The organism is Myxococcus sp. CA033 (assembly GCF_013336625.1).
In the GTDB taxonomy this organism is placed as follows: Bacteria; Myxococcota; Myxococcia; order Myxococcales; family Myxococcaceae; genus Myxococcus; species Myxococcus llanfairpwllgwyngyllgogerychwyrndrobwllllantysiliogogogochensis.
The window spans coordinates 17,445-39,641 of sequence record NZ_JABUMU010000040.1 but is presented as its reverse complement, the minus strand read 5'-3'; the positions used below and the strand labels follow the sequence as shown (position 1 = coordinate 39,641).

Annotated in this window: 19 protein-coding genes and 1 pseudogene; 8 read left to right on the top strand and 12 right to left on the bottom strand. The window is 67.2% G+C overall.

Annotated features, from left to right (window positions below):
- Window positions 1–178: 178 nt before the first annotated feature.
- Window positions 179–1,060, top strand: coding sequence for a hypothetical protein (locus HUA78_RS44835; RefSeq protein ID WP_217442863.1), 882 nt, complete (start codon window positions 179–181; stop codon window positions 1,058–1,060).
- Window positions 1,061–1,773: 713 nt separating this feature from the next.
- On the opposite strand, the gene HUA78_RS44830 is transcribed toward HUA78_RS44835, so the two are convergent.
- The 6 genes and pseudogenes from HUA78_RS44830 to HUA78_RS44805 all read right to left on the bottom strand — a co-directional run bounded on the left by HUA78_RS44830 (window position 1,774) and on the right by HUA78_RS44805 (window position 7,249).
- On the bottom strand, window positions 1,774–3,252 hold the full coding sequence (locus HUA78_RS44830) for an IS66 family transposase (protein ID WP_174479016.1): 1,479 nt from the start codon (window positions 3,250–3,252) through the stop codon (window positions 1,774–1,776).
- An 86-nt stretch (window positions 3,253–3,338) separates the two neighbouring features.
- A pseudogene (tnpB, locus tag HUA78_RS47925) lies at window positions 3,339–3,650 on the bottom strand (IS66 family insertion sequence element accessory protein TnpB); the annotation flags it as partial.
- Window positions 3,650–3,985, bottom strand: coding sequence for an IS66 family insertion sequence element accessory protein TnpB (locus HUA78_RS44825; RefSeq protein WP_174479015.1), 336 nt, complete (start codon window positions 3,983–3,985; stop codon window positions 3,650–3,652). The pseudogene tnpB and the gene HUA78_RS44825, both read right to left, overlap by 1 nt.
- A 30-nt stretch (window positions 3,986–4,015) precedes the next feature.
- Window positions 4,016–4,651, bottom strand: a complete 636-nt coding sequence (locus tag HUA78_RS44820) for a PD-(D/E)XK nuclease family protein (protein WP_254624240.1) — start codon at window positions 4,649–4,651, stop codon at window positions 4,016–4,018.
- An 869-nt stretch (window positions 4,652–5,520) separates the two neighbouring features.
- Window positions 5,521–5,778 carry a hypothetical protein gene (locus HUA78_RS44815; RefSeq protein WP_174458786.1) on the bottom strand — a complete coding sequence of 86 codons (258 nt, stop codon included), beginning with the start codon at window positions 5,776–5,778 and terminating at the stop codon, window positions 5,521–5,523.
- Window positions 5,779–6,799: 1,021 nt separating this feature from the next.
- The gene (locus HUA78_RS44805) at window positions 6,800–7,249 is read right to left on the bottom strand and encodes a hypothetical protein (protein ID WP_174458844.1); all 450 of its coding nucleotides are present in this window, start codon (window positions 7,247–7,249) and stop codon (window positions 6,800–6,802) included.
- A 250-nt stretch (window positions 7,250–7,499) separates the two neighbouring features.
- Between HUA78_RS44805 and HUA78_RS44800 the strand changes: the two genes are divergently transcribed.
- Window positions 7,500–8,462, top strand: coding sequence for a hypothetical protein (locus HUA78_RS44800; RefSeq protein ID WP_174479013.1), 963 nt, complete (start codon window positions 7,500–7,502; stop codon window positions 8,460–8,462).
- Between the two features lie 36 nt (window positions 8,463–8,498).
- Here the strand turns inward: HUA78_RS44800 and HUA78_RS44795 are convergent, their stop codons facing one another.
- The gene (locus HUA78_RS44795; RefSeq protein ID WP_174479012.1) at window positions 8,499–9,158 is read right to left on the bottom strand and encodes a pentapeptide repeat-containing protein; all 660 of its coding nucleotides are present in this window, start codon (window positions 9,156–9,158) and stop codon (window positions 8,499–8,501) included.
- Window positions 9,159–9,366: 208 nt separating this feature from the next.
- Between HUA78_RS44795 and HUA78_RS44790 the strand changes: the two genes are divergently transcribed.
- From HUA78_RS44790 to HUA78_RS44780, 3 genes are all read left to right on the top strand, one after another.
- Window positions 9,367–10,038: a carbonic anhydrase gene (locus tag HUA78_RS44790; protein ID WP_141642377.1), complete on the top strand. Its 672-nt coding sequence runs from the start codon at window positions 9,367–9,369 to the stop codon at window positions 10,036–10,038.
- Window positions 10,039–10,152: 114 nt separating this feature from the next.
- Window positions 10,153–11,193, top strand: a complete 1,041-nt coding sequence (locus HUA78_RS44785) for a cytochrome-c peroxidase (RefSeq protein ID WP_174479011.1) — start codon at window positions 10,153–10,155, stop codon at window positions 11,191–11,193.
- Window positions 11,194–11,332: 139 nt separating this feature from the next.
- A complete protein-coding gene (locus HUA78_RS44780) occupies window positions 11,333–11,719 on the top strand; it encodes a hypothetical protein (RefSeq protein WP_174479010.1) in 387 nt (128 codons plus the stop codon).
- A 6-nt stretch (window positions 11,720–11,725) separates the two neighbouring features.
- Here the strand turns inward: HUA78_RS44780 and opgC are convergent, their stop codons facing one another.
- Together opgC and HUA78_RS44770 are read right to left on the bottom strand one after the other, a co-directional pair.
- Window positions 11,726–12,814: an OpgC domain-containing protein gene (opgC, locus tag HUA78_RS44775; protein ID WP_174479009.1), complete on the bottom strand. Its 1,089-nt coding sequence runs from the start codon at window positions 12,812–12,814 to the stop codon at window positions 11,726–11,728.
- A gap of 47 nt (window positions 12,815–12,861) precedes the next feature.
- Complete coding sequence (locus HUA78_RS44770) at window positions 12,862–14,844, bottom strand: CotH kinase family protein (RefSeq protein ID WP_174479008.1); 1,983 nt, start codon at window positions 14,842–14,844, stop codon at window positions 12,862–12,864.
- Window positions 14,845–15,027: 183 nt separating this feature from the next.
- On the opposite strand from HUA78_RS44770, the gene HUA78_RS44765 reads away from it, so the two are divergent.
- The gene (locus HUA78_RS44765; protein ID WP_174463789.1) at window positions 15,028–15,333 is read left to right on the top strand and encodes a hypothetical protein; all 306 of its coding nucleotides are present in this window, start codon (window positions 15,028–15,030) and stop codon (window positions 15,331–15,333) included.
- A gap of 40 nt (window positions 15,334–15,373) precedes the next feature.
- On the opposite strand, the gene HUA78_RS44760 is transcribed toward HUA78_RS44765, so the two are convergent.
- A complete protein-coding gene (locus HUA78_RS44760; RefSeq protein WP_174479007.1) occupies window positions 15,374–17,383 on the bottom strand; it encodes a S8 family serine peptidase in 2,010 nt (669 codons plus the stop codon).
- A gap of 242 nt (window positions 17,384–17,625) precedes the next feature.
- On the opposite strand from HUA78_RS44760, the gene HUA78_RS44755 reads away from it, so the two are divergent.
- Both HUA78_RS44755 and HUA78_RS44750 read left to right on the top strand, forming a co-directional pair.
- Window positions 17,626–18,954 carry a ferritin-like domain-containing protein gene (locus HUA78_RS44755; RefSeq protein ID WP_174479006.1) on the top strand — a complete coding sequence of 443 codons (1,329 nt, stop codon included), beginning with the start codon at window positions 17,626–17,628 and terminating at the stop codon, window positions 18,952–18,954.
- A 29-nt stretch (window positions 18,955–18,983) separates the two neighbouring features.
- Entirely contained in the window at window positions 18,984–20,318 is a 1,335-nt protein-coding gene (locus HUA78_RS44750; protein ID WP_174479005.1) for a ferritin-like domain-containing protein, read from the top strand.
- 109 nt (window positions 20,319–20,427) lie between these two features.
- On the opposite strand, the gene HUA78_RS44745 is transcribed toward HUA78_RS44750, so the two are convergent.
- The gene (locus tag HUA78_RS44745) at window positions 20,428–21,699 is read right to left on the bottom strand and encodes an RNA polymerase sigma factor (protein ID WP_174479004.1); all 1,272 of its coding nucleotides are present in this window, start codon (window positions 21,697–21,699) and stop codon (window positions 20,428–20,430) included.
- 52 nt (window positions 21,700–21,751) lie between these two features.
- Window positions 21,752–22,114: a YciI family protein gene (locus HUA78_RS44740; protein ID WP_174458833.1), complete on the bottom strand. Its 363-nt coding sequence runs from the start codon at window positions 22,112–22,114 to the stop codon at window positions 21,752–21,754.
- Window positions 22,115–22,197 lie beyond the last annotated feature (83 nt).

The following is a 22,197-nucleotide window of genomic DNA, read 5'->3' as shown; positions in this document are numbered from 1 at the left end:
CGGCAAGCGGCCGTGGATTGATCGCCGGCGACTGGCATGATGGGGTGCGATGCACTCCCTTCGACGCCTCCGCCACGACCGCATCTCTGCGTGGCTCACCGCCCACAGTGACGACGAGCTGGCGGCGGCCCTCCGAGCCGCGCCCACCCACGCCGTGGGGGTGGGCGGTGGCACCTCGGTGCTCGACGTGGACGGCGTGCCGGTATTCGCCAAGCGCATCCCGATGACCGACCGGGAGCTGGCCCATCCACACAGCACCGCGAACCTGTTCGACCTGCCGACCTCCTGCCAGTACGGCATGTACCGCCTCGCAGGTCCGGGTTTCGGCGCCTGGCGCGAGCTGGCTGCGAACCTCCTCGTCACCGAGGGGGTCCTCGCCGGTGAGGCGGAGTCCTTCCCCCTGCTGCACCACTGGCGGGTGCTTCCCGGCCGTGCACCTGTCGCCTCGGAACAGCTGGACATCGACGCCGTGGTCGCCCAGTTCGGCGGCGACCCGGCCGTGCGCATCCGCTTCGAGGAACTGGCCGCCGCGACCTCCAGCCTCGTGCTCTTTCTCGAGTACGTCCCCTCTTCGCTGCACGAGAGGCTCACCGACCCGGTCGGCCAGGCCGGGACCCTCGAGCGGCAGTTGTTCGAGATGGTGGCGTTCCTGCGTGGCCGCGAGCTGCTCCACATGGACGGACACTTCGGCAACATCCGGGCCGACGATGAGCGCATCTACCTCGTCGATTTCGGGCTGGCCACCTCGCCTCGGTTCGACCTGTCGAACGCCGAGCGCGACTTCGTCGCGCGGCACGTCGGCCACGATGCCGAGTACGCGGCGATGCGGCTGGTGAACTGGCTCGTCACCACGGTGTGCGGGCTACCGGTGCCGGCGGGCGGTGGCCCCGTTGAGCGCAACGGGTACGTGCGCCGATGCGCGAGCGGCGACATTCCGCAGGACGTGCCGGCCGCCGTTGCGGACATCCTCTCTCGGCACGCCCCTGCTGCGGCGCGGATGAACGACTTCTGCTGGCGGCTGCGCGACGGCGACATCCACGCGGAGTATCCCGGCGCGTAGGCCCGCCTCGCCGCGGGCATGCTCCCGTTGCCGACGCCAGCGCCGCTACCCACTCCACCGTCGGCCCCTCGACCCGCAGGCCACCGGGGCCGTGCACCTTGAGGGCCCCGGGCGACTACAGCCCTCCGGCCTCGCACACCACGAGCACCGGCTGAAACGCGGCGACTGTCACTCCTGCGCGCGCTGACCGCTGCTTGCAGCGGCTGAGAGTCCAGGGACTCAGCCCCGTTCCTCGGCCACCCCCTCTTGGCTTGCGCCCTGAGCCTTCCGCGCCTCCAGCACCGCGAGTGCCTCCTGCCGCAGCGCGTCCGTGAAGCGCCCGCGCGTACCAGCCCCCCGCTCGCTTGGCCGTATCCGTCCGACGGACGACGTGCTGCGGGGTGTTGCCGGGATGAGTGTGGCAGGTCATCCCTCGACGGATGCTGAAGAGAGCTGAGAAGCCGGAGTGGGTACGCGTCGCGGAGGAGTTCGAAGCGAGCGGGCTGACGCAGCGGGAGTTCGCCGGGCGCCGGGGGTTGCGGCTGAGCACGGTGCAGTCATGGGTCTACCGCCGTCGGCGCCAGGTGAGCACCAAGGCCGAGCCAGCCGTGCGCATGCTCCCAGTGCAGGTGAGCAGTAACCGACCGACGGGTGACGTTCGCCGGATGCACCCTTCCGCTTGCTCAGCATGGTAGCCGCGCACGGACGTCCTGGTCGCCAAGGTTTGGGTGGCTTCAGGAGGAGTCAGGCGCGGAGGCGGAGGACGGTTGCCAGCGGTGAGGCAGCAACTCGTCCAGACGTGATGCGGGGTGGCTGCCAAGTCGCATCAGCACGTCGGCGAGGTACGTCTCGGGATTGACGCCGTGGACCTCGCACGTGGCGACCAGGGAACTCAGCCCCGCCAGATTCCGACCTGCCTCGTCATTACCGACGAAGAGATAGTTCTTCCTGCCCAGGGCCATGGCGCGCAACGCACGCTCCGCGGCGTTGTTGTCGAGGGGAAGTGAGGAGTCCTCCAAGAAACGCGTCAGTGCACTCCACTGCCCCTTCGTGTAGCGAAGAGCCCTGCCCAGGGGACTCTTGGGGGGATGGAGCGGAAGCTGTTCATCCACCCACGCAGCCAGACGCTCGAGGATGCGTGCACTGGTGGTGCTGCGAGCGTGGAGGTGTTCCGGAGTGCCGAGCGTCCCGGAGTCTTGGGCGGCGTGCTCGACGCTGTACAACGCGAGGATGAGGTCGAGCGCCGTCCTGGACTCGGGCGCGGTGGTGAGCGCGTCGAAGAATTTGCGGCGCACGTGGGCCCAGCACCCCACGCGCACACGCCCCTCCGGCAGCGTCACGCGGTTGTAGCCCGTGTAGCCATCCACGCGCAGGAAGCCCTGGGTTCCCCCGAGCACTTCCAGGGGCGTCACGCCGGAGCGACTGGCGCTGTGGACGTAGGCGATGAGCTCATCGGTGCGGAATGTCCAGACGTAGGCCCGGCGCGTCTTGCCTTCGTCCAACACGCGTTGGGGTGTCTCGTCGGCGTGCACCAGGCGGGCCTCTCTCACCAGCGCCAAGAGGCGCTCGGCGAGTGGCGCCGTGGCCCGGCCCACCTCGTGGAAGACGTCGCAGAGCGTGGTGCGCGCGACGGGCATGCCCGCGCGGGCGAGGGCCTTGGCCTGGCGATACAGCGGAATCGAGTCGCAGCACTTCGCCGTCACCACGTGCGCCAGCAAGCCCGGGCCATACTGGCCTTGCTCAATGGCCTTCGGTGCGGGGGCGGTGACGATGCCCGCGCCGCAGGGGCAGACGAGCGTCTCCTGCAGATGGACCTGCCGCTCCACGTGCGCGGGCACATACTCGATGAGGTCAGTGCGCTTGCCGGGGCCCAGGGGCTTCAACGCCGTGCCACCGCAGGATGGACACCGCCGCGCTTCGTCGGGAACGCGGTGATGAATCAGCCGCTCGGGCAACGTCGCACGCGCCTCGCGCTTCAGCCTCCGCTCCTTCAGCGTCGCTTCACGCGGCCTGGGCGCGTTGCCCGAGGCCTTGCGCAGCTCGTCTTCGAGGCGGAGGAGCTTCTCGCTCTTCTTTCCGAAGACAGTCCGCTGGAGGAGCGCGAGCTGGGATTCGATGCTGCCCACGCGCTCTTTGAGGGTGAGGTTTTCCTGCTCGAGCCCTTCGGCTCGCTCACGCCACTCGCACTGGTGCGTCGCATCGAGCGCTGCCATCTCTCTGGGAAAACCAACCCACCGCTGGCGGGCATTGCCTCGGCGGCAGGGGGCGGTGCCCACTTGCCTGGTCTGCGGACGTGCGTGACGTCGATTCCGTCGAGCAGCATGGCCAGCTGCGTGGCATCCAGTTGCGCTCCCAAGGCGTCCTCGCCGAAGGCAGGCAGGCGAAAGCGGCCCTGCTCCAAGCGCTTGTAGGTGAGGACGAAGCCTCCCGCGTCCCAGGAGAGAATCTTCACCTTGTCCCCGCGCCGCGAGACGAAGACGAAGAGGTGGCCGGCGTAGAGACTCTCCTTCCACTCCGCGCGCACTATCGCCGCCAACCCATCGATGCTGTTACGCATGTCCACAGGCTCACGTGCCAGAAGGATTCGCACCGCCCGGGGCAACAGCGGCATCAGCCGAGCACCGCCACGAGATGCGCGAGGTACTCCGCCTGCGTGCCCTCCGGGAAACGCAGGAGCACTCCTCGCGGCAGCGCCACCTCGAGCATCAGTCCTTCTCTCGTCCGCCGCACGGGGGACGCGACCACCTCCACGGGAAGGAACCTCCCCCGTGGCCTCTCTGTCGATTCGGGCCTCCGCCCCAGTGCGGACCTCGGCTTCTTGTACAGCGTGTACTGGAAGGCGCTGAGCGAGACCTCGTGCCTGGTCGCGAACTGCTTCTGCGTCAGCCCGCTCGCCTCGAACTCTTCTACCAACTGCTTCCCCTCATCCGGATTGGGTCGTCGCATGCCGGAGTGAACCGGCGGGTCCACCCCAGTTCAGGACGTCGGCCGTCGGTCGCTTACGAGCAGCTTGTCACGCAGCGACATGGTCTTCTCTCCTGAAAGGCACTTGGCCATGAACGGACACCCGCCGTACTTGGTGCAGGCGGGGCCGAAGTTCGCGGGCACATCGGCAGCTCGGGCGGCTTGCGCGTGCGCCTTCATTGCTTCGACCTGGGGCTCGACCTTGGTCCGCCACTCGCGCGCGACGTGCCCGACAGGTACGGAGGCGACGACGGACACCGCAAGGTGCTGGCCCCGGGTCTGGTAGTAGAGGTGCTCCAGCTCCAGTTCGCGCAGGCCCGGGAATCGCTCGACCTGGCTGAGTGCCCACGCGGCATAGCCGACCATTTGCAGGCCGGGTTCCGTGTTGGCGTCGGCGAGCTGCTCGGGCGTCGCGGCGTTTCTCGCGACGTTGCTCGTGAACTTGTGGTCGGTGATTCGCAGGACGCCGTCGGAGGCGAGCTGTCGAGCATCCACGAGGTCGATGAAGCCGGTGAACGGGATGCCACCCGCCGTCAGTGGCGGGGCACCGTCGAGGGGCTGTTCGACGAGTAGGTCGGGGCCGGGCGTGGGCAGCAGGTGCGCCCCCGACTTCGCGAACACCCCGAGCACGTCTTCGCCCGTCGACAAGTAGTGCTCAAGCTGGGCGTGTCCTTCGGTGCCGACCTACTGCGCCCCCGTGGTGGGCTCGGGTAACCGCAACACCTTGGCGAAGTACCAAGCACGGGGGCACAGCTTGTGTCTCTTGAGCTGGGACACGCTCAGTCGCTGGATGACCCCGGCAATGACAGAGGGGCCACGAGGAGGGGTTTCAACGGTGGGATGCACCCCATGTAAATGAGTGCGCTTTCCGAAGAGAGTTCGCAGTCTGCAACGGCACAGGTGGTATCGCCCACTGTTTTGCAATAGTGGAAACCACTTGCATTCACCCGAGCCAGGGCGAAACCCTGAAGCAATGGATCTCTGGCTCCATTGCAAAGAATTGGGGCCGCGAAGCGGGGGCTGGGTTGTTTGCCGTGCCCCGGAAATATATGCTTTGCGCGAATTCCAAGTTCCAAAAGGGGTGGAGACATGATGCACAGGTGGGTTACTGCCGTAGCGTTCGCAGTGATAGTCCTCTCGGGCTGTGGCGGGGTCGAACTAGACACGCCGCCGCAAGCCCCTCTCGACGACAAGAGCGCCAGTGAACTCTGCCTGCTATTCCGTGGTGTGGCGGAATCACGTGAGGCGGCATGCTCCTTTGCAAAAAGGGATGCACAGGCATACTGCAGTCAATTCGGCACTGGTGCTACTCGGGTCAAAACCTGCAAAGTCGTCAGGCAGGATGAGTGGTCCTATACGGTTGACCTGTCTGCCTGTTGCCCGGGCGCCTTTCCCGGCGGGGAAGTCCAGAGCGAATAGGGATGTCTGGGGTACATCGAGTGAGAGGTAGCCATGAGCAATCTCTTCAGATGTGCGACGCACCTGTGCTCGTCTGAATTGCTCGCGACAATTTGATGTTACCCACGACGCTCCCCATGCTTCTCGGTGGGGGCGTTCCGCAGTTCATCCGGCAGGTAGTAGACGAGTGGCCGTGTCCCGTCCCCCATCCGGCGCTGGCCTCGGGTGAAGTGCAACGCCTTGAGGGCGGCGCCGATTTCCCGGGAGATTCGCGGGTCGACCTGTGCGGGGTGGAGCGCGAAGGCTTCGACACCGACGTGGAGAATCGTCATGTCACCAGGGCGCTTGTCGGCGGGCATCTCCAGGAGCCACTTCAAGATGACTTCCTTCCGGCTGTCTCCGCAGTTCTCGGCACGGAGGGCGGCTTGCTGCTCGGCTCCCGCCGCTTCCTCGGACGTGAGCCACCACCCCCCTGTGTCAGGGAAGAAGTCGCCTCGGCTGAGTTGCCGAGCTGACCACCCGAAGGGGGCGAGTGCAGGCGGTTGAAGTGCCGTACACAGACGCATTCAAGGCGCAGATGGTGAAGCGGCTGGTGGGACCGAGCGCGGTGAATGCCTCGACACTGGCCCGGCAGGTGGGAGAGTCCCAACCGACGTTGTCGCAGTGGTTGCGCGCGGCGAATAGAGTAGCGGCCATGGCGGGCCTGTCGAGGAGCCACCAAAAGACTGCCTCTGGGAGTTTGGGAATTCAATGCCGCACGAGTCCTTCGGTTTTGCGGCAAGCGCCGAAGGGGCTCTTGGATGCCCATGTTGTTAGGAATGTTGTGTGATGCTATGGTTTCTGCGTGGTCGTGACTCGAAAGGAAGGAATCGCATGGCGCGTAATGGGATTGTTGCCGTGGGACTCTCAGCGATCATTCTGTTTGGGTGTGGCGGCATTGAACCGGGCGCATCGCCGCAAGATCCGGTCAGCGATGAGGGCGCCCTGGAGTCCTGTTTGCTGTATCGCGCTGAACGAGAATCATATGCGGCTGCGTGTGCTCAATCACTTCAGTACGGACGGGAAGACTGCGCGCGTCGCGGCAGTAGCGTCAAGAGCTATGGGAAATGCACCGTCGTCAGGGTGGACGAGGGGGGCGGCTACACCGTTGATAGGTCTGTTTGTTGCGTTGACTAGCTGTTCGTGCCCACGCAAAAGGAATGCTGCGGGACGCCCGCCGAAGGCGACCATTTCAAATGTGCGACTCGATTTCGCTCATCTGAGCTGGTCGCGGCCGCCTGAAGCTGCCCACGCCGCCCGCCCACTTCTCGGTGGGCGGGTTCCGACGTTCGTCCGGGAGGTGTCACTGAGTATGCTTCTGCGAGACGTCAAGCACGCTCAGTCATATGCGGCGTGCTGTTAGTTTGGACTCCAGCAGCGGTACTTGACCTGAACCACGTTCGACACGTAGGTGTTGGCGTCGAGGACACGGAACCGGATGTATTTGTCGTAGTATGTCCCGTAGGTGTAGAGCCCCCACTGGCAGTAGTCACTATAGGTGGTCGAGTTGTTCCACCAGTCGTCGCCATACGGCCCATTCCCGAAGTCATCAATGATCGACCACTGGTAGGTATACGGCGCTACACCGTTACTGGCGCTGCCGGTGCAGGAGACCGCATAGGTCTGCGGGTTTCTTCCGCATCCCATGGTTGCCGTTGGAGGAGGGATGTCGAGGGCGGTGACGGTGTCTCCCGTGTCGATTCCCTCTTCCTCGGACGCAAGGGGCTCGCCACAGGCACCAAGCAAGACCCCTGCCGAAACTATCACCGCACCACGTAGAAAGTGCTTCACGATAGTCGGAACTGACATGAGGCGCTCCTGTGTGTTCAGGGTGGAAAGGTAGTCGTATATCAACTGACTTGCATGAGAGTCCTGGTTGCATGAGTGGCGAGTGTCCAGAATCGCTCAGATGAGGCTCTGTGCCCTCGGTGCCGACGCGATTTCGCGGGTCGCAACGCGAACAGGTCTATCCCTAGCCTTAGGGATGTTTGTTCGCGGGCCGTCGGGGTATGTGAATGGGCAGTTGGGCGTGCCCAATGACGTGATTGGAGGATACGCAATGAAGCGCAATGGCCTATTTCGACGGGGGTTCCTGCTGGCGGCCGCACTGGCGTCAACAGGGTGCAGTGATTCTCTGGATGATGGTCAAACGCCGATCAACCTCGCCCCTCCATCACTGGCTGAGGCGCAACTGTCACTCCAGCGCATCGATCAACTCTACGAATCCGACCCGGCGGCCGCATTGGACGCCACGCAGAAGCTGCGGCCGAAGCTCGATGAACTCAACAACCTGGTTGCCCGTGTCGAGATGGCACCCGCGCACTTCGTTGAATTCTACGATGTGCAGCCCGGTGGCCTCCTCGTCGTGGAGCGCGGGCCCGTTGAGGATGGGCGTTTCCTGCGCGACCAGGAGGGGACCGACCGCTCCGCCGTCGCGCTCTATCGCCGGCTTACGGGAGGCGCCACGCCGCCGGACGCATTGGTCAGGGCCGAATCGCGCCGGGAGGCGCCCGATGACTTCCATCTGCCTGCGTGGGATGCGGCCGTCCCGAGCCTGGACTTCTCCGAGGGATTTGCTCCGGATCCTGGTGCGCAGACGGGAGACTCTGTCACCCAGTCATGGACGAGTGACCAGGGGCCACTTTGGCGAGATTCTGCCTGCTACAAGTGGGGAGAGTTTTTCGACTGTCTGCCCAATAGAACCGGCAATGGTGCGGCCTCCCGTAACGCCAAGACGGCGTTCATCCAGGCCGCACCCTATCGGGGGAGTTTGAGGTTGCAGCTCTCCTACGACAATGTCGCGAGAGGGGCCTGGGCCGTTTTCGCGGGGGAGATGGCGTCGTACTGGTGGCATTCCGCCAGCTATTGGGCCTGCCCGGGTGGCCAAGCCTGCGGCGTGCAGGAGTACTACATCCGAAACCATCGGTGGGATGTCTTGGACGCGGACGGTGATGGATATCACCTGACCTGGGCGTTCAGGTCGAACTGCAACTGGATCTCTTGCGACACGCCCCCCTTCTGACAACTCCCTGCCGTCCGAGAAGGCTCGACCCTGTCGCTACCGAGCCTTCTTCTTCCCTTTCGTCGACACCTCGTCGTGATACCCCGCCACGTGCATGCCGAGTGTCTTGGCCAGATTGACGACGGAGTCCAGCGGCACACGGGTGTCCTTCAGCCGGTTGTGCGCCGGGTCCAGGAACGCTCCCTGGGTCTCCGAGAAGTCCGTCCGTGTCAGCGTGCAGCCCCGGAAGTTGCTTCCGGAGAGGTCCGTCCCCTTGAAGTCCGAGTCGGTCAGGTCCAGGTCGTAGAAGTTCACCTCGCGGGCCACGCAGCGCAGGAACTCCATCTTCCTCATGCTGAGCCCGACGAATGAGCAGTAGGACAGGCCCGAGTCCACGAACGAGAACTCCGGGTTCGAGGCGATGTTGCTCCAGTCGATGCCGATCAGCTTGGAGCCCTCGAACCGGACCTCCCTGAGCGCGATCCGGCCGAATTGCGCGCGCGTGACGTTGCATCCCCGGACGACGCATGCTTCGAGGATGCTGTCCTTCCACCGGCTCTCCTGGAGCTGACAGTTCTCGAAGGTGCAGCGATAGAACTCCTTGTCGGCCAGTTCGGCGTTCTGGAGATCGAGGTTCGTGAAGGTCTCGTTCTCGAAGTACGTCTCTCGCAGCAGGCGCTGCGTTCCCTCGGCCCCGGCTCCGTCGGTCTCGCTCACGGTCCCACTATCGCCTGTTCCCGCTGACTCAACGGCGACGATGAATGGGGCGATGCCTCACCGCTTCTGGCGAGAATCAGGAGTTCGAAGTTGCATCGCACGGCCCGAGTGTGCGCAACGCGAGCCCTCCTCGATGTCGCACTGCGGACGACATTCTCCTCGACATCAGGGTTGTCGGCGCCCCCGCTCATGGGGAAGTCTCCGCTCCATGGAGAAACTCATCCCCGGCCTTCATCACTTCCAGACGGAGGTCTTTCGCTCCAAGCAGGAGCTGTACTCCCGGCTCGCCGAGGCGCAGAGCCCCGAGGTGCTCTTCATCACCTGCTCGGATTCGCGAGTCCTCCCCAACGAGCTGACCGGCGCGGGGCCGGGCGAGCTCTTCATCATCCGCAACGCGGGCAACCTCGTCCCGCCACACGGCACCCCCAACAACGGCGAGGCGGCCACCATCGAGTACGCCGTGGCGGCTCTGGAAGTGCGCCACATCATCGTCTGCGGCCACACCCGCTGCGGCGCCATGCAGGGCCTTCTCCACCCCGAGCAGTTGGCCCGCCTCCCGGAGATGCGCGACTGGCTCCGCCACGCCGAGCCCACCCGCCGCATCCTCCAGGAGAGCTACAGCCACCTGACCGGCCCCTCCTTGCAGACCGCGGCAGTGATGGAGAACGTCCTTGTCCAGGTCGAGCACCTGCGCTCGCTGCCCGTCGTCGCCGAAGGGCTCGCACGCCGCCAGCTCAACCTCTATGCCTGGGTGTACCAGCTCGAGTCCGGCTCGGTGCATGCCTATGACCCGGAACTTGGGCAGTACGCCCCCGTGGTCGCCGTGGACGGCGACTCCGCGCGCGCCCGCGGTCGCTTCGGGCTCCGTCAGGTGTTCTGAGCGGGCCCTTTCTCCCGGGTGCGAATCCCCGGGTCTGATGGTTGTTCGACACGGCTGGATTGACGTTGGAGAGGCAGGGGGCTTTCGTTGCGCCAACTCTTGAGCTGGGCCGTGATGTCCGGCCTTTGTCTGGCAATGACGGCGTCGGCGTCCGAGCGGCAGCGGGAGGTGCTCGGCCGCGCGCTGTTCTTCGATACCTCCTTGAGCGCCGATGGCCGGGTCGCCTGCATGTCTTGCCATCTGCCGGAGCGCGTCTTCTCCGACAGGGATGCTCGCTCTCTCGGCGCGCATCACCGCGTGGGCACGCGAAATGCTCCCAGCCTGCTCGATGTGGCGGATGCTCGGACGTTGTTCTGGGATGGGCGGAGGACCTCCCTGGAAGCGCTCATCCTCGACCCGCTCCTGCATCCTCAAGAGCACGCGCTGAGTTCTCCCGAGGACCTGGTGGCTCGTGTCCGTCAGCGCCATGCCGCGGCCCACGCCCTGGCTTTTCCCAACGAGGAGGTCTCCACCGGGACCATCACCCGGTCCATCGCGGCCTATGTGCGCACGCTCAAGTCCGGCCCTTCTCCGTTTGAGCGCTTCCACTTCGGCAAGGATTCCGCCGCGCTCGACGAGTCCCAGCGCCGGGGCCTCAAGCTGTTCCTGGGTCGCGCCGAGTGCGGTCGCTGCCACACCGTGGGCCCCCAGGCGGCCACCTTCACGGATGGGCGCTTCCACGCGGGCGAGCCGCGCGAGGACCTCAAGTCGCGGCTGCCCACGGTGGCTCGCGAAGTGACCCGAATGTCCGAGACCGAGCGCTTCTCCGCCGTGGCCACACGAGAGGACGTGGCCGCGCTGGGGCGCTTCGTCGTGACACTTCGCCCGGAGGACTTGGGCCGCTTCCGGACTCCCAGCTTGCGCAATGCCGCCCTCACGGCCCCCTACATGCACGACGGTGGTGTTCCCTCGCTGCGCGAGGCCGTGGAGCGCGAGCTGGATTCCCGCGTCGGCCGAGGCGCCCGACGACCCCCGTTTACCCCTCAAGAGCGGGCCGACCTGGTGGCTTTTGTCGAGGCGCTCACCAGCACCTCGTTCTCCGAACTCACGCACACCGAGGTGATCCAGAACCCCAGGAGTGAGCGCGCCCTCTCTGGGGAGAGGGTGACACCCTGAAGCTTCGCCCACCGATTTCGAGGCACGTTGTCAGGCGACGTGACATGACGACTCGTCAGGACGGTGCTCCCGTCGAATGCTCGGGCTGCCTTGGCCCTGGTCAGTCCATTCCCGGCGAGTGACCTTGTCAGGAGAACCCATGTCGCGGCACGCAGAGACCACGTTCCTGAATGTCGACCTGGACCTCAAGAGTCAGTTCGGCCTGTCCAGGTTGCTGAGCGCGCTTGGCGACTCGGTCGCCCCGGTTCACGCCGAGGACGGATTCGCGTGCCTGGAACTCGACGAGCAACCCGAGTCGCCCGAGGAGGCGGTGATGCGTCTGGCGACCCTCATCACCCGCCTTCCCAAGGATGCGCGGGAGGAGTGGGACCGGTGTTCGGAGCGGACGCTGGATATCGGCATCCAAGCCGGCGCCACGCCGCATCAGGTGCGCTACCAGCTCCCCGTGGCGGCACTCGCCCTCGCGGTGAGCATCAACGCGGAGGTCGTCATCACGGTCTACGCGTGCCCCGAGCCGGCGCCCTGACCGCCATCACCCCGTGAGCGCCGTGCGTCGCCGGTGACGCACGGCCACGAGGAGCATGCTGGCGAACGTCACCACCAGCACGGCCATCTCCTCCAGGCTGTCGAGCGGCGCCTCGTTCTCGTTGATGAGCGCCAGGCTCAACAGGCACAGCACCAGGTGGACACTGAAAACGGGAAGCGACGCGCTCCCCAGCAGCACCAGCACCCGCGGCTTCAGCCAGTGATAGACGCGCGGTGAGCCCCGGTCCGCGAGCACCGCCAGCGCCAGGAAGTTCACCAGTCGCAGCGGCGCCAGCGTCCACTTGTCCAGGAGCACGGGCAGGCGCGTGAGCAACACGAAGGGCTCCACCTCGTACCGCGCCAGCAGGAACATCAGGCCCACCACCCACGCGCCCCCCAGCAGCACCGAGGATGCGCGTCCCTGAGGCGCCTTCGTCCTGGCCCGCTGGCTTCCCGTCCACACGCCCAGCACCCAGAGAAACTGCCAGGCGAACAAGTCGAACGCCCCGGACTGGTCAATCTTGACGGGCAGCCACGTGAGGTCTCCCAGCCACGTGTACAGCGTGCGCTTCAATCCGAGCTGCGCCCAGAACCACACGAGTCCACTCAGGCACAGCACCTTCGCCCAGCCCGCCTCGCGCGCCGCGAGCAGCACGAACGGCGTCAGGAACAGCAGCACGACATACAGCGGCAGGATGTCGAGCAGTGGCGGGCAGTACAGCAGGACGAGGCTGCTCAGCAGCGCCGTGAGCGGCTCCTGGTGGTAGAAGTCGAGCAGGTTGCGGATGGCGGGCCGGTTCGCCAGCCACCCCATCGTGCCGATGACGGTGAAGGCGAAGAGCAACAGCCCGACATGGTGCGCGTAGACCTTCAGCGCCCGTCTTCGCAGGCTCGCCCACAGGCGCACGGGTGTATCCCAGCTCTTCGCGTGCGAGCCCCCCACGAGGAAAGCCGACAGGAACACGAACCCCTCGGCCGCCGACACGAAGCCGAACGGCTGGCTGCTGTACGCGTTCAGCCGCGTGGGCAGGTGCGTCAGCGTCATCAAGACGAGAAGCAGTCCCCGCAGGGCATCCAGCTCGGGTCGGCGTGGCATGGAGACGTCGAGCGTCCGGGCGCGGAAGGGCGGGCGCCCTCGGCCCGTTACGGCGCGCCCAGCTCCTGCTCCAGGAACCCGCGCAGCGCGGCCGGTCGCCGCAGCGCGGTGTCTCGCATGAACTGGACGTCCTCACGCCAGCGCTCCATCGAGGTCGGGTACCGCCACCGCCCGATGTGCTCGGGCAGCTCGGGCTCGAGTCGCGCCGCCGCCGCGTCGAGAAACGCGACGACTCGCTCCGGCGCGAAGGTGTTCTCCAGGTGCCAGCGGAAGCGGGCGATGAACAGCCCCTTGAAGTCGGGCGACTTCAGCAGGCTCCGCAGCAGCACCACGAAGGGCTCGCCGAGGCGCTCGTCATGCAGGAGCCGTCCCAGCGAGTTGAACTCCGGCCCCGCGAAGAACGAGGCGTCCAGGTCGTACAGCAGCCAGCGCCAGCGACCGTCCCCGGCTCCCGTCGCGCCGTTCCCCGCGCGATTGCGCCAGAACTTGACGTTGTTGTCCGGCCAGTCCTCGTTGCCGAAATAGAGCTGCGCGACGTGGTAGTCGATGAAGTCCTCCACATCCATGCGCTCCACGACGTGTGCATAGTGCTCGGGGACGGAGAGGTCGTGCTCCCGCACGTACGTCAGCAGCTCCGTGTACGGGAGGCTGTCCTCCGGCTCCCCCGTGTCGAGGTCGCCGGCATTCTCCAGGATGACGAGGTCCTTCCGGTTCAGCCCATGGTGGCTCGCCAGGTAATACTCGTCATAGCGCTCGCGCAGCTCATGCAGCCCCCAGTACTCGCCATTGAGGAACACCACCGTGGGCCGACAGGCCTGGAGGGCCAGCGTCGTGTCGCGCAGCAGGCCCTGGAGGACGCAGTCCTTGAGCTTGGTGTATTGCTGGTCCTGTCCCGAGGTGCGGACCATCAGGCGCTTGAAGTCGCGCAGCGGATGGCCCGGGAAGATGTCGGCCTGGAACAGCTCGGGGCCATAGTCTTCCTTGGCATACAGCCGCAGGCTCTTCTGCGGCAGCGCCGCGCTCCCCGAGCCGTGGATGCGCACCCCCGCGTTCTGGGCAATCACAGGCGTGCCCGCTTCTTCGAACCACTCGACGTGGACCGGGCGCTCCCAATCCTTGCCATCCTGCATGTAATTGCCGGTGCCCCACCCCTCGAACCCACCAGGCGTCTCCTCGTAGACGCGGCCCGGGACATAGATTCCGCGGACGGCGTCGAAGAAGTTCTCCGCGTCCGTCACCAGTGACAGGACGGGCAGCGTGTAGGGCCGCTGGCCAATGAGATACGTGCGCGCCTGCCCCATCTCCACCGGCGTCTCACCCGCGAACCGCTGCACTCGCACCACCGTGCCGAGCGTCACGGGCAGGGTGGGTGGCTTCCAGCGCCAATCCTCGGGCGAAACCTCGGGGTTGGTCCGGATGAGGCTGAGCGGCGCGGGCTGCCCGCTCCGATTCAACAGCGCCAGGGGGGCTGTGTAGACGGGAGAGGAGGGGCCCGGAGTCGAACCATCCAGGGTGTAGCGCGTCGTCGTGTCAGGTGACGTGGGCAGCGTGAGGAGCGCCTCGGATGCATACAGGCTCTCCGGCGACGTGAAGCTCAATCGCTGGAAGTCGAGCCGGGTGCGGTTCTCCGTCCCGGTGTCGTGATATGCGATGACCTCCAGGGCCTCGCTCGCGTGACTCGGCTGCCAGGGAATGCTCCACCGACCCTCTCCCTCCAGCACCGCCTCACCGAGGAGCATCGAACCCTCGTAGACCTCTACCCGGACGACGCCCGCATCGACCCGGAAGCCGCCGCGCAGGACGTGCTGCTCGTTGTCCATGGCGTCGATGGTGAGGCCGACCGGATGGGGCGCCTCCTCCACCTGCTCACCGGGCTCCTGCTCCTCACGAGGCGTGTCCCGACAGGCACCGAGCGACAGCATGAGCAGGGCGAGCGCCCCAGAGAGCGTCCGTCTCCCGGGTGGGGTGAGGCTGCGCGGGCGCGCCAGGGCACGGTGCCCCGGGACTTCGGGAGAAAACGACTCATTCATGTTCGGGGCACGGTGGTGGGGGGGCCAGGGGCGACAAGCACCACGCGGCCACTCAGCAATACTCGTGCCTCAAACTATCTCCCTGAATTCACGGAGTGGTGTCGGGAGGGCGTGGCAGTGTGCCACGCTGGGGATGGCGGATTGCCATGGCTGCTGCTCACTCGAGCGAGGGTGGGACTTGCGATGACGGAGTCGAGACCCCGGCACTGTGCGACGTGTGGGCGCGCGCTGAGCCCCCGCGAGGTGTACTACCGCTTCAACCTGGTGCTGGAGGGTGAGCAGGACCTGCTCGACTCCGGTGACGAGCCCGGAGACGGGGAGCGGGACGCCCTCGCGGAGCTGGTCCAACGGCTGGAGGAAGGGCCCGAGGACGCCCGCGAGTTGGAAGACCAGGTCCACTGGGAGCGCGCGGGCGTGGTGTGCGGAGCGTGTCGCATCGTGGTGGTGCGCATGCTCGATGCGGGCCCGGGGACGCCTCGACCGCACTGACGACGTCCCGGGCCCTACGACGAGACTTCACAAGCGTGCTTCAGCGGCCCCGGCGCGCCACGGAGAAGGCGAGGTCGTCGTGGTCCAACCACATCCCGGGCTCGCAGCTGGCGTGGGAGGGATTGGTTCCGAGCACGCCCCGAATCGCCTGGAGTCCTCCGTCGGGCAGGGTGAAGGTGGTGGACAGCTCATGTTCACCGGGGACCTCGACCTGGAGCCTCGCGACGTGTGTCCATTGAGGGGTGCGTGCGTCGGGGGCGTGAAAGAGATTCACCTCCTCCAGGAACGGCACGAAGCCAAAGACAGTCGCCGTGAGCGTCACCTGCCTGCCCGCGGTGAGGGGGCCGCCATCCTGGCTGGTGATGCGCAGGCCCTCCAGCGTCGCGGTGACGAGATAGGTGCCCTCTTCTCCATCCGGGCAGCTGCCGCCGAGCGTGTTGGGCGCATGGGGTTCCGGACCGACGCCTCCCATTCCCCGGACGAGCTGCCCGGTGTCGCACGAGGCCGTGAGCGCGGTGCATCGGGGGGCGAGGAGCGTCGAGTCGTAGTCGGCGATGCCAGGGTTGCGCACCGTCACCGTCACGGGCGCGGCCCGGTGGGCCTTGAGCGCCGTGTCGTAGGCGCGGACCTCCAGGGTGGTGGGGCCATTGAGTTCCTGTCGCGTGTCCCAGGCGAAGTCGAAGGGGCGGGTGTCGTCGCTGGCGAGGAGCACTCCGTTGACCCAGAGGTCCACGCGGCGGATGGCGACGTCATCCCAGGCCAGCACATGCACGCGCGGCGTGTCTCGGACCGTGGTTCCCGGCAGCGGGGTCAGCAGGTGCGCCCAGGGGCGGTGGTCATCGCCAGGGGAGGGCGCGAAGCGGGCCTGGAGCAGCAGGTTGGGTGAGCGCGGCCCGGCCTCCTTCACCCGTCCCGGAATGGCGGCGCCCGCGAGTGCTTCCATCACCTGCGTCGGCGTGGCGGTGGGGTGAGCCTCCAGATAGAGCGCGGCGGCGCCCGCGACGTGCGGTGTGGCCATCGACGTACCGGAGAGCACCTCGGTCGCGCTGTCGTCGGCGATGCCCGCGGAGATGATTTCGTCACCCGGCGCGAACAGGTCGATGCAGGCGCCGTAGTTGGAGAACCACGCCTTCCTGTCCGCGAGGTTGGTGGCGCCCACGGTGAGGGCTTCCGGCGTACGGGCCGGTGATCCACCGCATGCGTCGCCGCTGCGATTGCCCGCCGCCACCACCGTGGTGATGCCCGCGGCCACGGCATTGCGGACCGCGAGGTCCAGCGCCTCCGAGGGCTCCATTCCCAGACTGAGGTTGGCGACGGCGGGAGACTCATGGTGGGCGGTGACCCAGTCGATGCCCTCGATGATTCCAGAGACGGTGCCCTCTCCGCCGCAGTCCAGGACGCGCACGGGATGCAGCGTCACCGCCCTGGCCACGCCCCACGTCGAACCGCCGAGCGTTCCCGCGACATGGGTGCCATGGCCGTCGCAGTCCTCCGCGCCGCCGTTGGGGTCCACTCCGTCGAAGCCCGCTCCCAGGCGCCCCAAGAACTGCGTGTGCGTCGAACGGATGCCCGTGTCGATGACATAGGCGTGGACGCCCGCGCCGCCGTGCGTGGGCTGGTAGAGGCCATCGAGGGGGAGGTCTTCCTGGTCCACGCGGTCCAGGCCCCAGGAGTCCGTCCTCGGCTCCGCGTACAGGCGCACCCAGGCGTCCTGTTCGACGAGCGCGACGCGTGCATCCGCGCGCAGTGCCGCCACGCTCGCTTCATCGAGCTCGGCCGCGAAGCCCTGGAGCGCATGGGCATACGTGCGACTCACCTTCGCCGCGTGGGCACTGGCGACGCTCAGTACGTGCTCGCGCGCCTTCTGGGGCAGGAGCATGCCTTGGGTCGCGGGTGGCTTGAGCACGACGATGTAGTGGTGAGGGACGCGCCGTGTCCCGGTGCGCTGGGATGTGGCGGCCTGGGGCGAGAGGTCGGTCGGGTTCGTGCAGCCGCCGAGGACAAACGCTGACAGGACAAGGGACAGGGGTGTGGTGGAACGGAACTTCATGGGTGTGGGCCTGAGAGTGGGCCGACCCCTCTTCCGGGCACAGGGGGGCTCGGAGCGAGGTGGCGTCATGGTGAGCCCGCTTGGACGCCGAAGGCCTTCGAGTTGATCAATCCCCGCCTCAGGTTTCTGAGCAGGCTGGGGGAAATCAGGGTGTGCCTGTCAGCGTTCCGGATTGCGCGCCGAGTGACAGCTCGCTGGCACCATCATTGCTGTTGAAAGAGGCTCACTCGATGGGAGCCTTCATGGACTCGAATCAACTGCGCCAGCTCTTCGCGAAGGCCCTGCGAGCTTCGCTGGCCTCTCCCCTGTTGCTGGCCGGTTGCGGCGGCCTGGACCTGAAGGGCTACTCGCCTCCCGTGTGTGAGGACGATTGGAAGCTCTCGATGAGCGGCCTGTCCCCGGCGACCCAGCCGGACCTGGTGCAGCTCCGCCGGAGCCAGGACACCGGGGATGGGAGCAGCAACCCGCGCCTCCATACGGTGCTGTCGTCTTCGGGCACGGCTTGCGCGACGGCGTCCCAGCCCGCGACGTGTCAGGCGGAGCTCGCCGCCCTGGCCCCTCAGGAGGGCTTTCGTTCCGTCTGCAACTTGTTCTGCGAGTCGTACTACCTGGCGACCACGGAAGGCGACACGGTGGCGGCCAAGACTTCGTTGGAGGCACTCATCGGCTTCCTGGGCGCCATCGACACGCCCCAGGAAGCCCTGCTGCGTGTCTTCGCTGACGGTTACACCCTGAGCTGCACCACCCTGGAGCGGGGGGCGGTGAAGGCGAACGGCGATGGCAGCTTCAACGTCGTCGCGACCCAGGGCTTCGCCTGCGGAGAGGGGACCCAGGAGACGCAGTTCGTGCTGGGGGTGTCGGCTTCGGGCGAGGTGGTCGAGAAGGAACGCGACGTCCTGAAGCGCGGCGACAAGGGCTGTTCAGTGGGACGTCGGCCCGCGGGACTCCAGTCGGAAGGCTTCGTCGAGTGCGCGGATGCCGTGGGGCGGCACCTGGCCCTCATCGCGCACCTGGAGGCGGCCTCCATCCAGGCGTTCCTGCGGCTGCGCGCGGAGCTGGCGCTGCACGGCGCGGACCCCTCGCTCCAGGACGCGGCGCTGCGCAGCGCGATGGACGAGGTGATGCACACGGAGGTCTGCGGGCGTCTGGCCCGGAAGTACGGTGCGACGCCGGAGCGGCCCCAGGTGGCGTCGCTTCCGCCCAGGCCGCTCGCGGAGGTGATGCTCGACAACGCGGTGGAGGGCTGCGTGCGCGAGACGTACGGCGCGCTGGTCGCCCACCATCAGGCCCTGCACGCGGAGGACTCCGAGGTGCGCGAGGCCATGGCGCGCATCGCCGAAGACGAGACGCGGCACGCCGACCTGTCGTGGGCCATTGACCGCTGGGCGAGCACGCGTCTTCTCACGGTCGAGCTGGAGGCCGTGCGCGAGGCTCGGCTGCGCGCCATCGAGTCCCTGCGCGCGGAGGTGGCCGAACCGACGGATTCCGCCCTCATTCGCGAACTCGGCCTGCCCGCGCCCGAGGTCGCCGTGGCGCTGGTGGACACGCTCACTCGCGAGCTCTGGAATTAAGACCTTCTTTGCGTCAGGAACAATGCTCCATGAATTCGAGTCGATTGCGCGAACTCTTCACGCGGGTGCTGCGTGCCTCGCTGGCCTCCCCCCTGGTGCTGGCGGGCTGTGGCGGCCTGGACCTTGATGGATATTCGCCACCCGATTGCATCAACGGAAAGCTCTCGGTCAGGGACCTGTCACCCTCGGTGCCGACGGACTTCATCGAACTGCGCCGTGTCTACTCGACCATGATGCGGCCGCCCTTCACCGAGTCCGCCCTTTCGTCCTCGGGCGTTCGCTGCGTGACGGCCACGGATGGACCGAGCTGTCGCTCCGAGCTCAAGGCCCTGACCTCCACGACGGGTTTCGGCACGAGCTGTGGCGAGCGTTCCCTGAGCTGCGTGACGCACTATCTCGCGACCACGCAGGGGGACGTGGTGACAGCGCACAACTCGTTGGAGGCGCTCCTGAGCTTCCTGGGCACCATCGACACGCCGCAGGAAGCGGTGCTGCGCGTCGTCGCTGAGGGCGACCGTTCCTATCAGGTGAGTTGCTCCGAACTGGAGCACGGGGCCGTGAAGGCGAACGCCGACGGTACTTACAACGTGGTCGCCACCACGGGTACCATCTGCGCGGGGGGAGGGCCGTGGACGCAGCACGTGCTGCTGGTTTCGCCCGAGGGTGAGGTGCGCGAGACGCGCAGCGAGATTCTGGAGAAAGGCCCCAGCAGCTGCGACGGACGCAGGCCCGCGGGGCTTCGCTCCAATGGCGTGGTCGACTGCTCGGATGCCCTGGGACACCACTTCGCCATCATCGCCCACATGGAGGCAGCCTCCATCCAGGCGTTCCTGCGGCTGCGCGAGGAGCTGGCGTTGCACGGCGCGGGCGTCGAACTCCAGGACGCGGCGCTGCGCAGCGCGATGGAGGAGGTGGCGCACGCGGAGGTCTGCGGCCGTCTGGCCCGGAAGCACGGCGCGACGCCGAGCCCCGCCGTGGTGGCAGCGCTTCCTCCGAGGCCGCTCGCGGAGGTGGTGCTCGACAATGCGGTGGAGGGGTGCGTGCGCGAGACGTACGGCGCCCTCGTGGCCTACCACCAGGCCCTGCATGCGGAGGACTCCGAGGTGCGCGAGGCCATGGCGCGCATCGCCGAGGATGAGACGCGGCACGCCGACCTGTCGTGGGCCATTGACCGCTGGGCGAGCACGCGTCTTCCCGAAAGCGAGCGGACGGCCGTGCGCGAGGCTCAGGTGCGCGCCGTGGAGGCCCTGCGCGCGCAGGTGGCCGAGCCGACCGATGCCGCGCTCATTCGCGAGCTCGGCCTGCCCTCGCCGGAGGTCGCCGTGGCGCTGGTGGACACGCTCGCGCGCGAGCTCTGGAACTGAGGCACGACGCTCGATGACTGCAGGCCGACAAGGGGCTCCGCGCGGGCCCTTGTCGTGCGAGGGGCTCGCGCGGGCGAACCCCGACGCTCTCGCAAAGGCCCGCTTCGCGTCAGTCGGATGACGGGGGGCTCGCGAGCACCTCTCGCAAGCGCTCCTCCAGGAAGCGCCGCTCGGGCTCGGTGCGCACCAGCGCGAGTGCCCGTCGGTAGGAAGCCTCGGCTTCCCGCCAGCGGCCCAGTCGGCGCAGCAGCTCCGCGCGGGCCGCCGGCAGCAGGTGGTACGCGGTGAGCCTGCCAGAGGACTCCAGGTCATCGACCAGCGCGAGCCCTTGCTCCGGGCCGCGCGCCATCGCTACCGCCGCCGCGCGATTGAGCTCCACCACCGGGCCGGGGGTCAGCTCGGTGAGCCGTCCATAGAGAGCGGCGATCTGCTCCCAGTCGGTCTCTTCCGGACGCTTCGCCCGTGCATGGAGCGCCGCGATGGCCGCCTGGACGGTGTAAGGCCCGTGCGCGCCCAACGCCATCGCCGCATCGAGCTGCTTCAACCCCTCTTCAATCTCCTCGGCCTCCCACAAACTCCGGTCCTGCCGGTCCAACAGCACCAGCCCTCCGTCCTCGGCCACGCGCGCGCGGCGACGCGAGTGATGAAGCAGCATCAACGCCAGCAGCGAGGCCACCTCGGGATGGAGCGGAAGCAGCGAGCGCGCCAGCCTCGCCAGCCGCAGTGCCTCCGCGCACAGGTCCGTGCGCAATAGCTCCGTGCCCTCCGTCGCGGCATGTCCCTCCGAGAAGAGCAGGTAGATGGCGTGCAGCACGCCCCGGGTGCGCTCGGCCAGCGCATCCGCCTCCGGAATGACGTAGGGGATGCGCGCGTCGCGAATCTTGCGCTGCGCCCGCACCAGTCGCTGCGCCATCGTCGCCGCGGGCACCAGGAACGCGCGGGCCACCTCCTCCGTCGTCAGGCCGCACAGCGTGCGCAGCGCCAGGGCCACCTGGATGTCCTCCGCCAGCGCGGGGTGGCAGCAGGTGAACAGCAGCCGGAGCGAGTCATCTGGATGGTCCTGCCAGTCCCTCCCATCCAGCGGCGAGGCGAGCTCCTGCTCCAGTCGCGCGATGACCTCCAGCGCATCCACGCGCGCGCCGAGCCGGGCCCCCCTGCGCACCCGGTCCACCGCCTTGTTCTTCGCCGCGCGCAGGAGCCACGCCCGAGGCTCCTTCGGCACACCCTCGCGCGGCCACTGGAGGAGCGCCGCCTCGAAGGCCTCCTGCACCACCTCCTCGGCCGAGCCGAAGTCTCCGCCCATGACCCGGATGACCGTGGCCACGATGCGGCCATAGTCGGCGCGCCAGGTCTGTTCGAGCAGCGACGGCAGGTCCGTCATGGAGACTCCACCCAGGCCCCGAGGCACCGCCCCGGGGCCCGAGCAGTGGGCCTCAGCCCGCGGACTCGGAGAGTTCCCACACCGGGCGGATCTCGATGCAGCCCAGCCGCGCGCTGGGAATGCGCGAGGCGAGGGCGATGGCCTCGTCGAGGTCCTTGGCCTCCACCAGATAGAAGCCTCCGAGCTGCTCCCGCGTCTCCGCGAAAGGCCCGTCCGTCGTCAGCCGCTTGCCGTCGCGCACGCGCACCGTCGTCGCTGTCTGCGTCGGTTGCAGCGCCTCGCCCGCGATGAGGTTGCCGCTCTTCTGGACCGAGTCCGTGTAGGCGAAGTACTCACCCAGGAGTTGCTCGGACTCCTCCTTGGACTTCGACTCCCAGGCCTTCTCGTTCTCGTAAATCATCAGCAGGTACTTCATGGGTCGGTCCTCACGGTGTTGGGGGAGCAGACGCTCCCGCCCAGGAATCGAACGGGAGGGAGGCGAATCGACAGCCTATTTCC

Bases quoted from the DNA above. Each gene is read 5' to 3' on its own strand.
- HUA78_RS44825 (WP_174479015.1), bottom strand. From the start codon at position 3,985: ATGCGACGACCCAATCCGGATGAGGGGAAGCAGTTGGTAGAAGAGTTC.
- HUA78_RS44740 (WP_174458833.1), bottom strand. From the start codon at position 22,114: ATGAAGTACCTGCTGATGATTTACGAGAACGAGAAGGCCTGGGAGTCG.
- HUA78_RS44785 (WP_174479011.1), top strand. From the start codon at position 10,153: ATGTCCGGCCTTTGTCTGGCAATGACGGCGTCGGCGTCCGAGCGGCAG.
- HUA78_RS44830 (WP_174479016.1), bottom strand. From the start codon at position 3,252: ATGGCAGCGCTCGATGCGACGCACCAGTGCGAGTGGCGTGAGCGAGCC.
- HUA78_RS44770 (WP_174479008.1), bottom strand. From the start codon at position 14,844: ATGAATGAGTCGTTTTCTCCCGAAGTCCCGGGGCACCGTGCCCTGGCG.
- HUA78_RS44790 (WP_141642377.1), top strand. From the start codon at position 9,367: ATGGAGAAACTCATCCCCGGCCTTCATCACTTCCAGACGGAGGTCTTT.
- HUA78_RS44765 (WP_174463789.1), top strand. From the start codon at position 15,028: ATGACGGAGTCGAGACCCCGGCACTGTGCGACGTGTGGGCGCGCGCTG.
- HUA78_RS44780 (WP_174479010.1), top strand. From the start codon at position 11,333: ATGTCGCGGCACGCAGAGACCACGTTCCTGAATGTCGACCTGGACCTC.
- HUA78_RS44755 (WP_174479006.1), top strand. From the start codon at position 17,626: ATGGACTCGAATCAACTGCGCCAGCTCTTCGCGAAGGCCCTGCGAGCT.
- HUA78_RS44745 (WP_174479004.1), bottom strand. From the start codon at position 21,699: ATGACGGACCTGCCGTCGCTGCTCGAACAGACCTGGCGCGCCGACTAT.
- opgC (WP_174479009.1), bottom strand. From the start codon at position 12,814: ATGCCACGCCGACCCGAGCTGGATGCCCTGCGGGGACTGCTTCTCGTC.
- HUA78_RS44750 (WP_174479005.1), top strand. From the start codon at position 18,984: ATGAATTCGAGTCGATTGCGCGAACTCTTCACGCGGGTGCTGCGTGCC.
- HUA78_RS44805 (WP_174458844.1), bottom strand. From the start codon at position 7,249: ATGTCAGTTCCGACTATCGTGAAGCACTTTCTACGTGGTGCGGTGATA.
- HUA78_RS44800 (WP_174479013.1), top strand. From the start codon at position 7,500: ATGAAGCGCAATGGCCTATTTCGACGGGGGTTCCTGCTGGCGGCCGCA.
- HUA78_RS44760 (WP_174479007.1), bottom strand. From the start codon at position 17,383: ATGAAGTTCCGTTCCACCACACCCCTGTCCCTTGTCCTGTCAGCGTTT.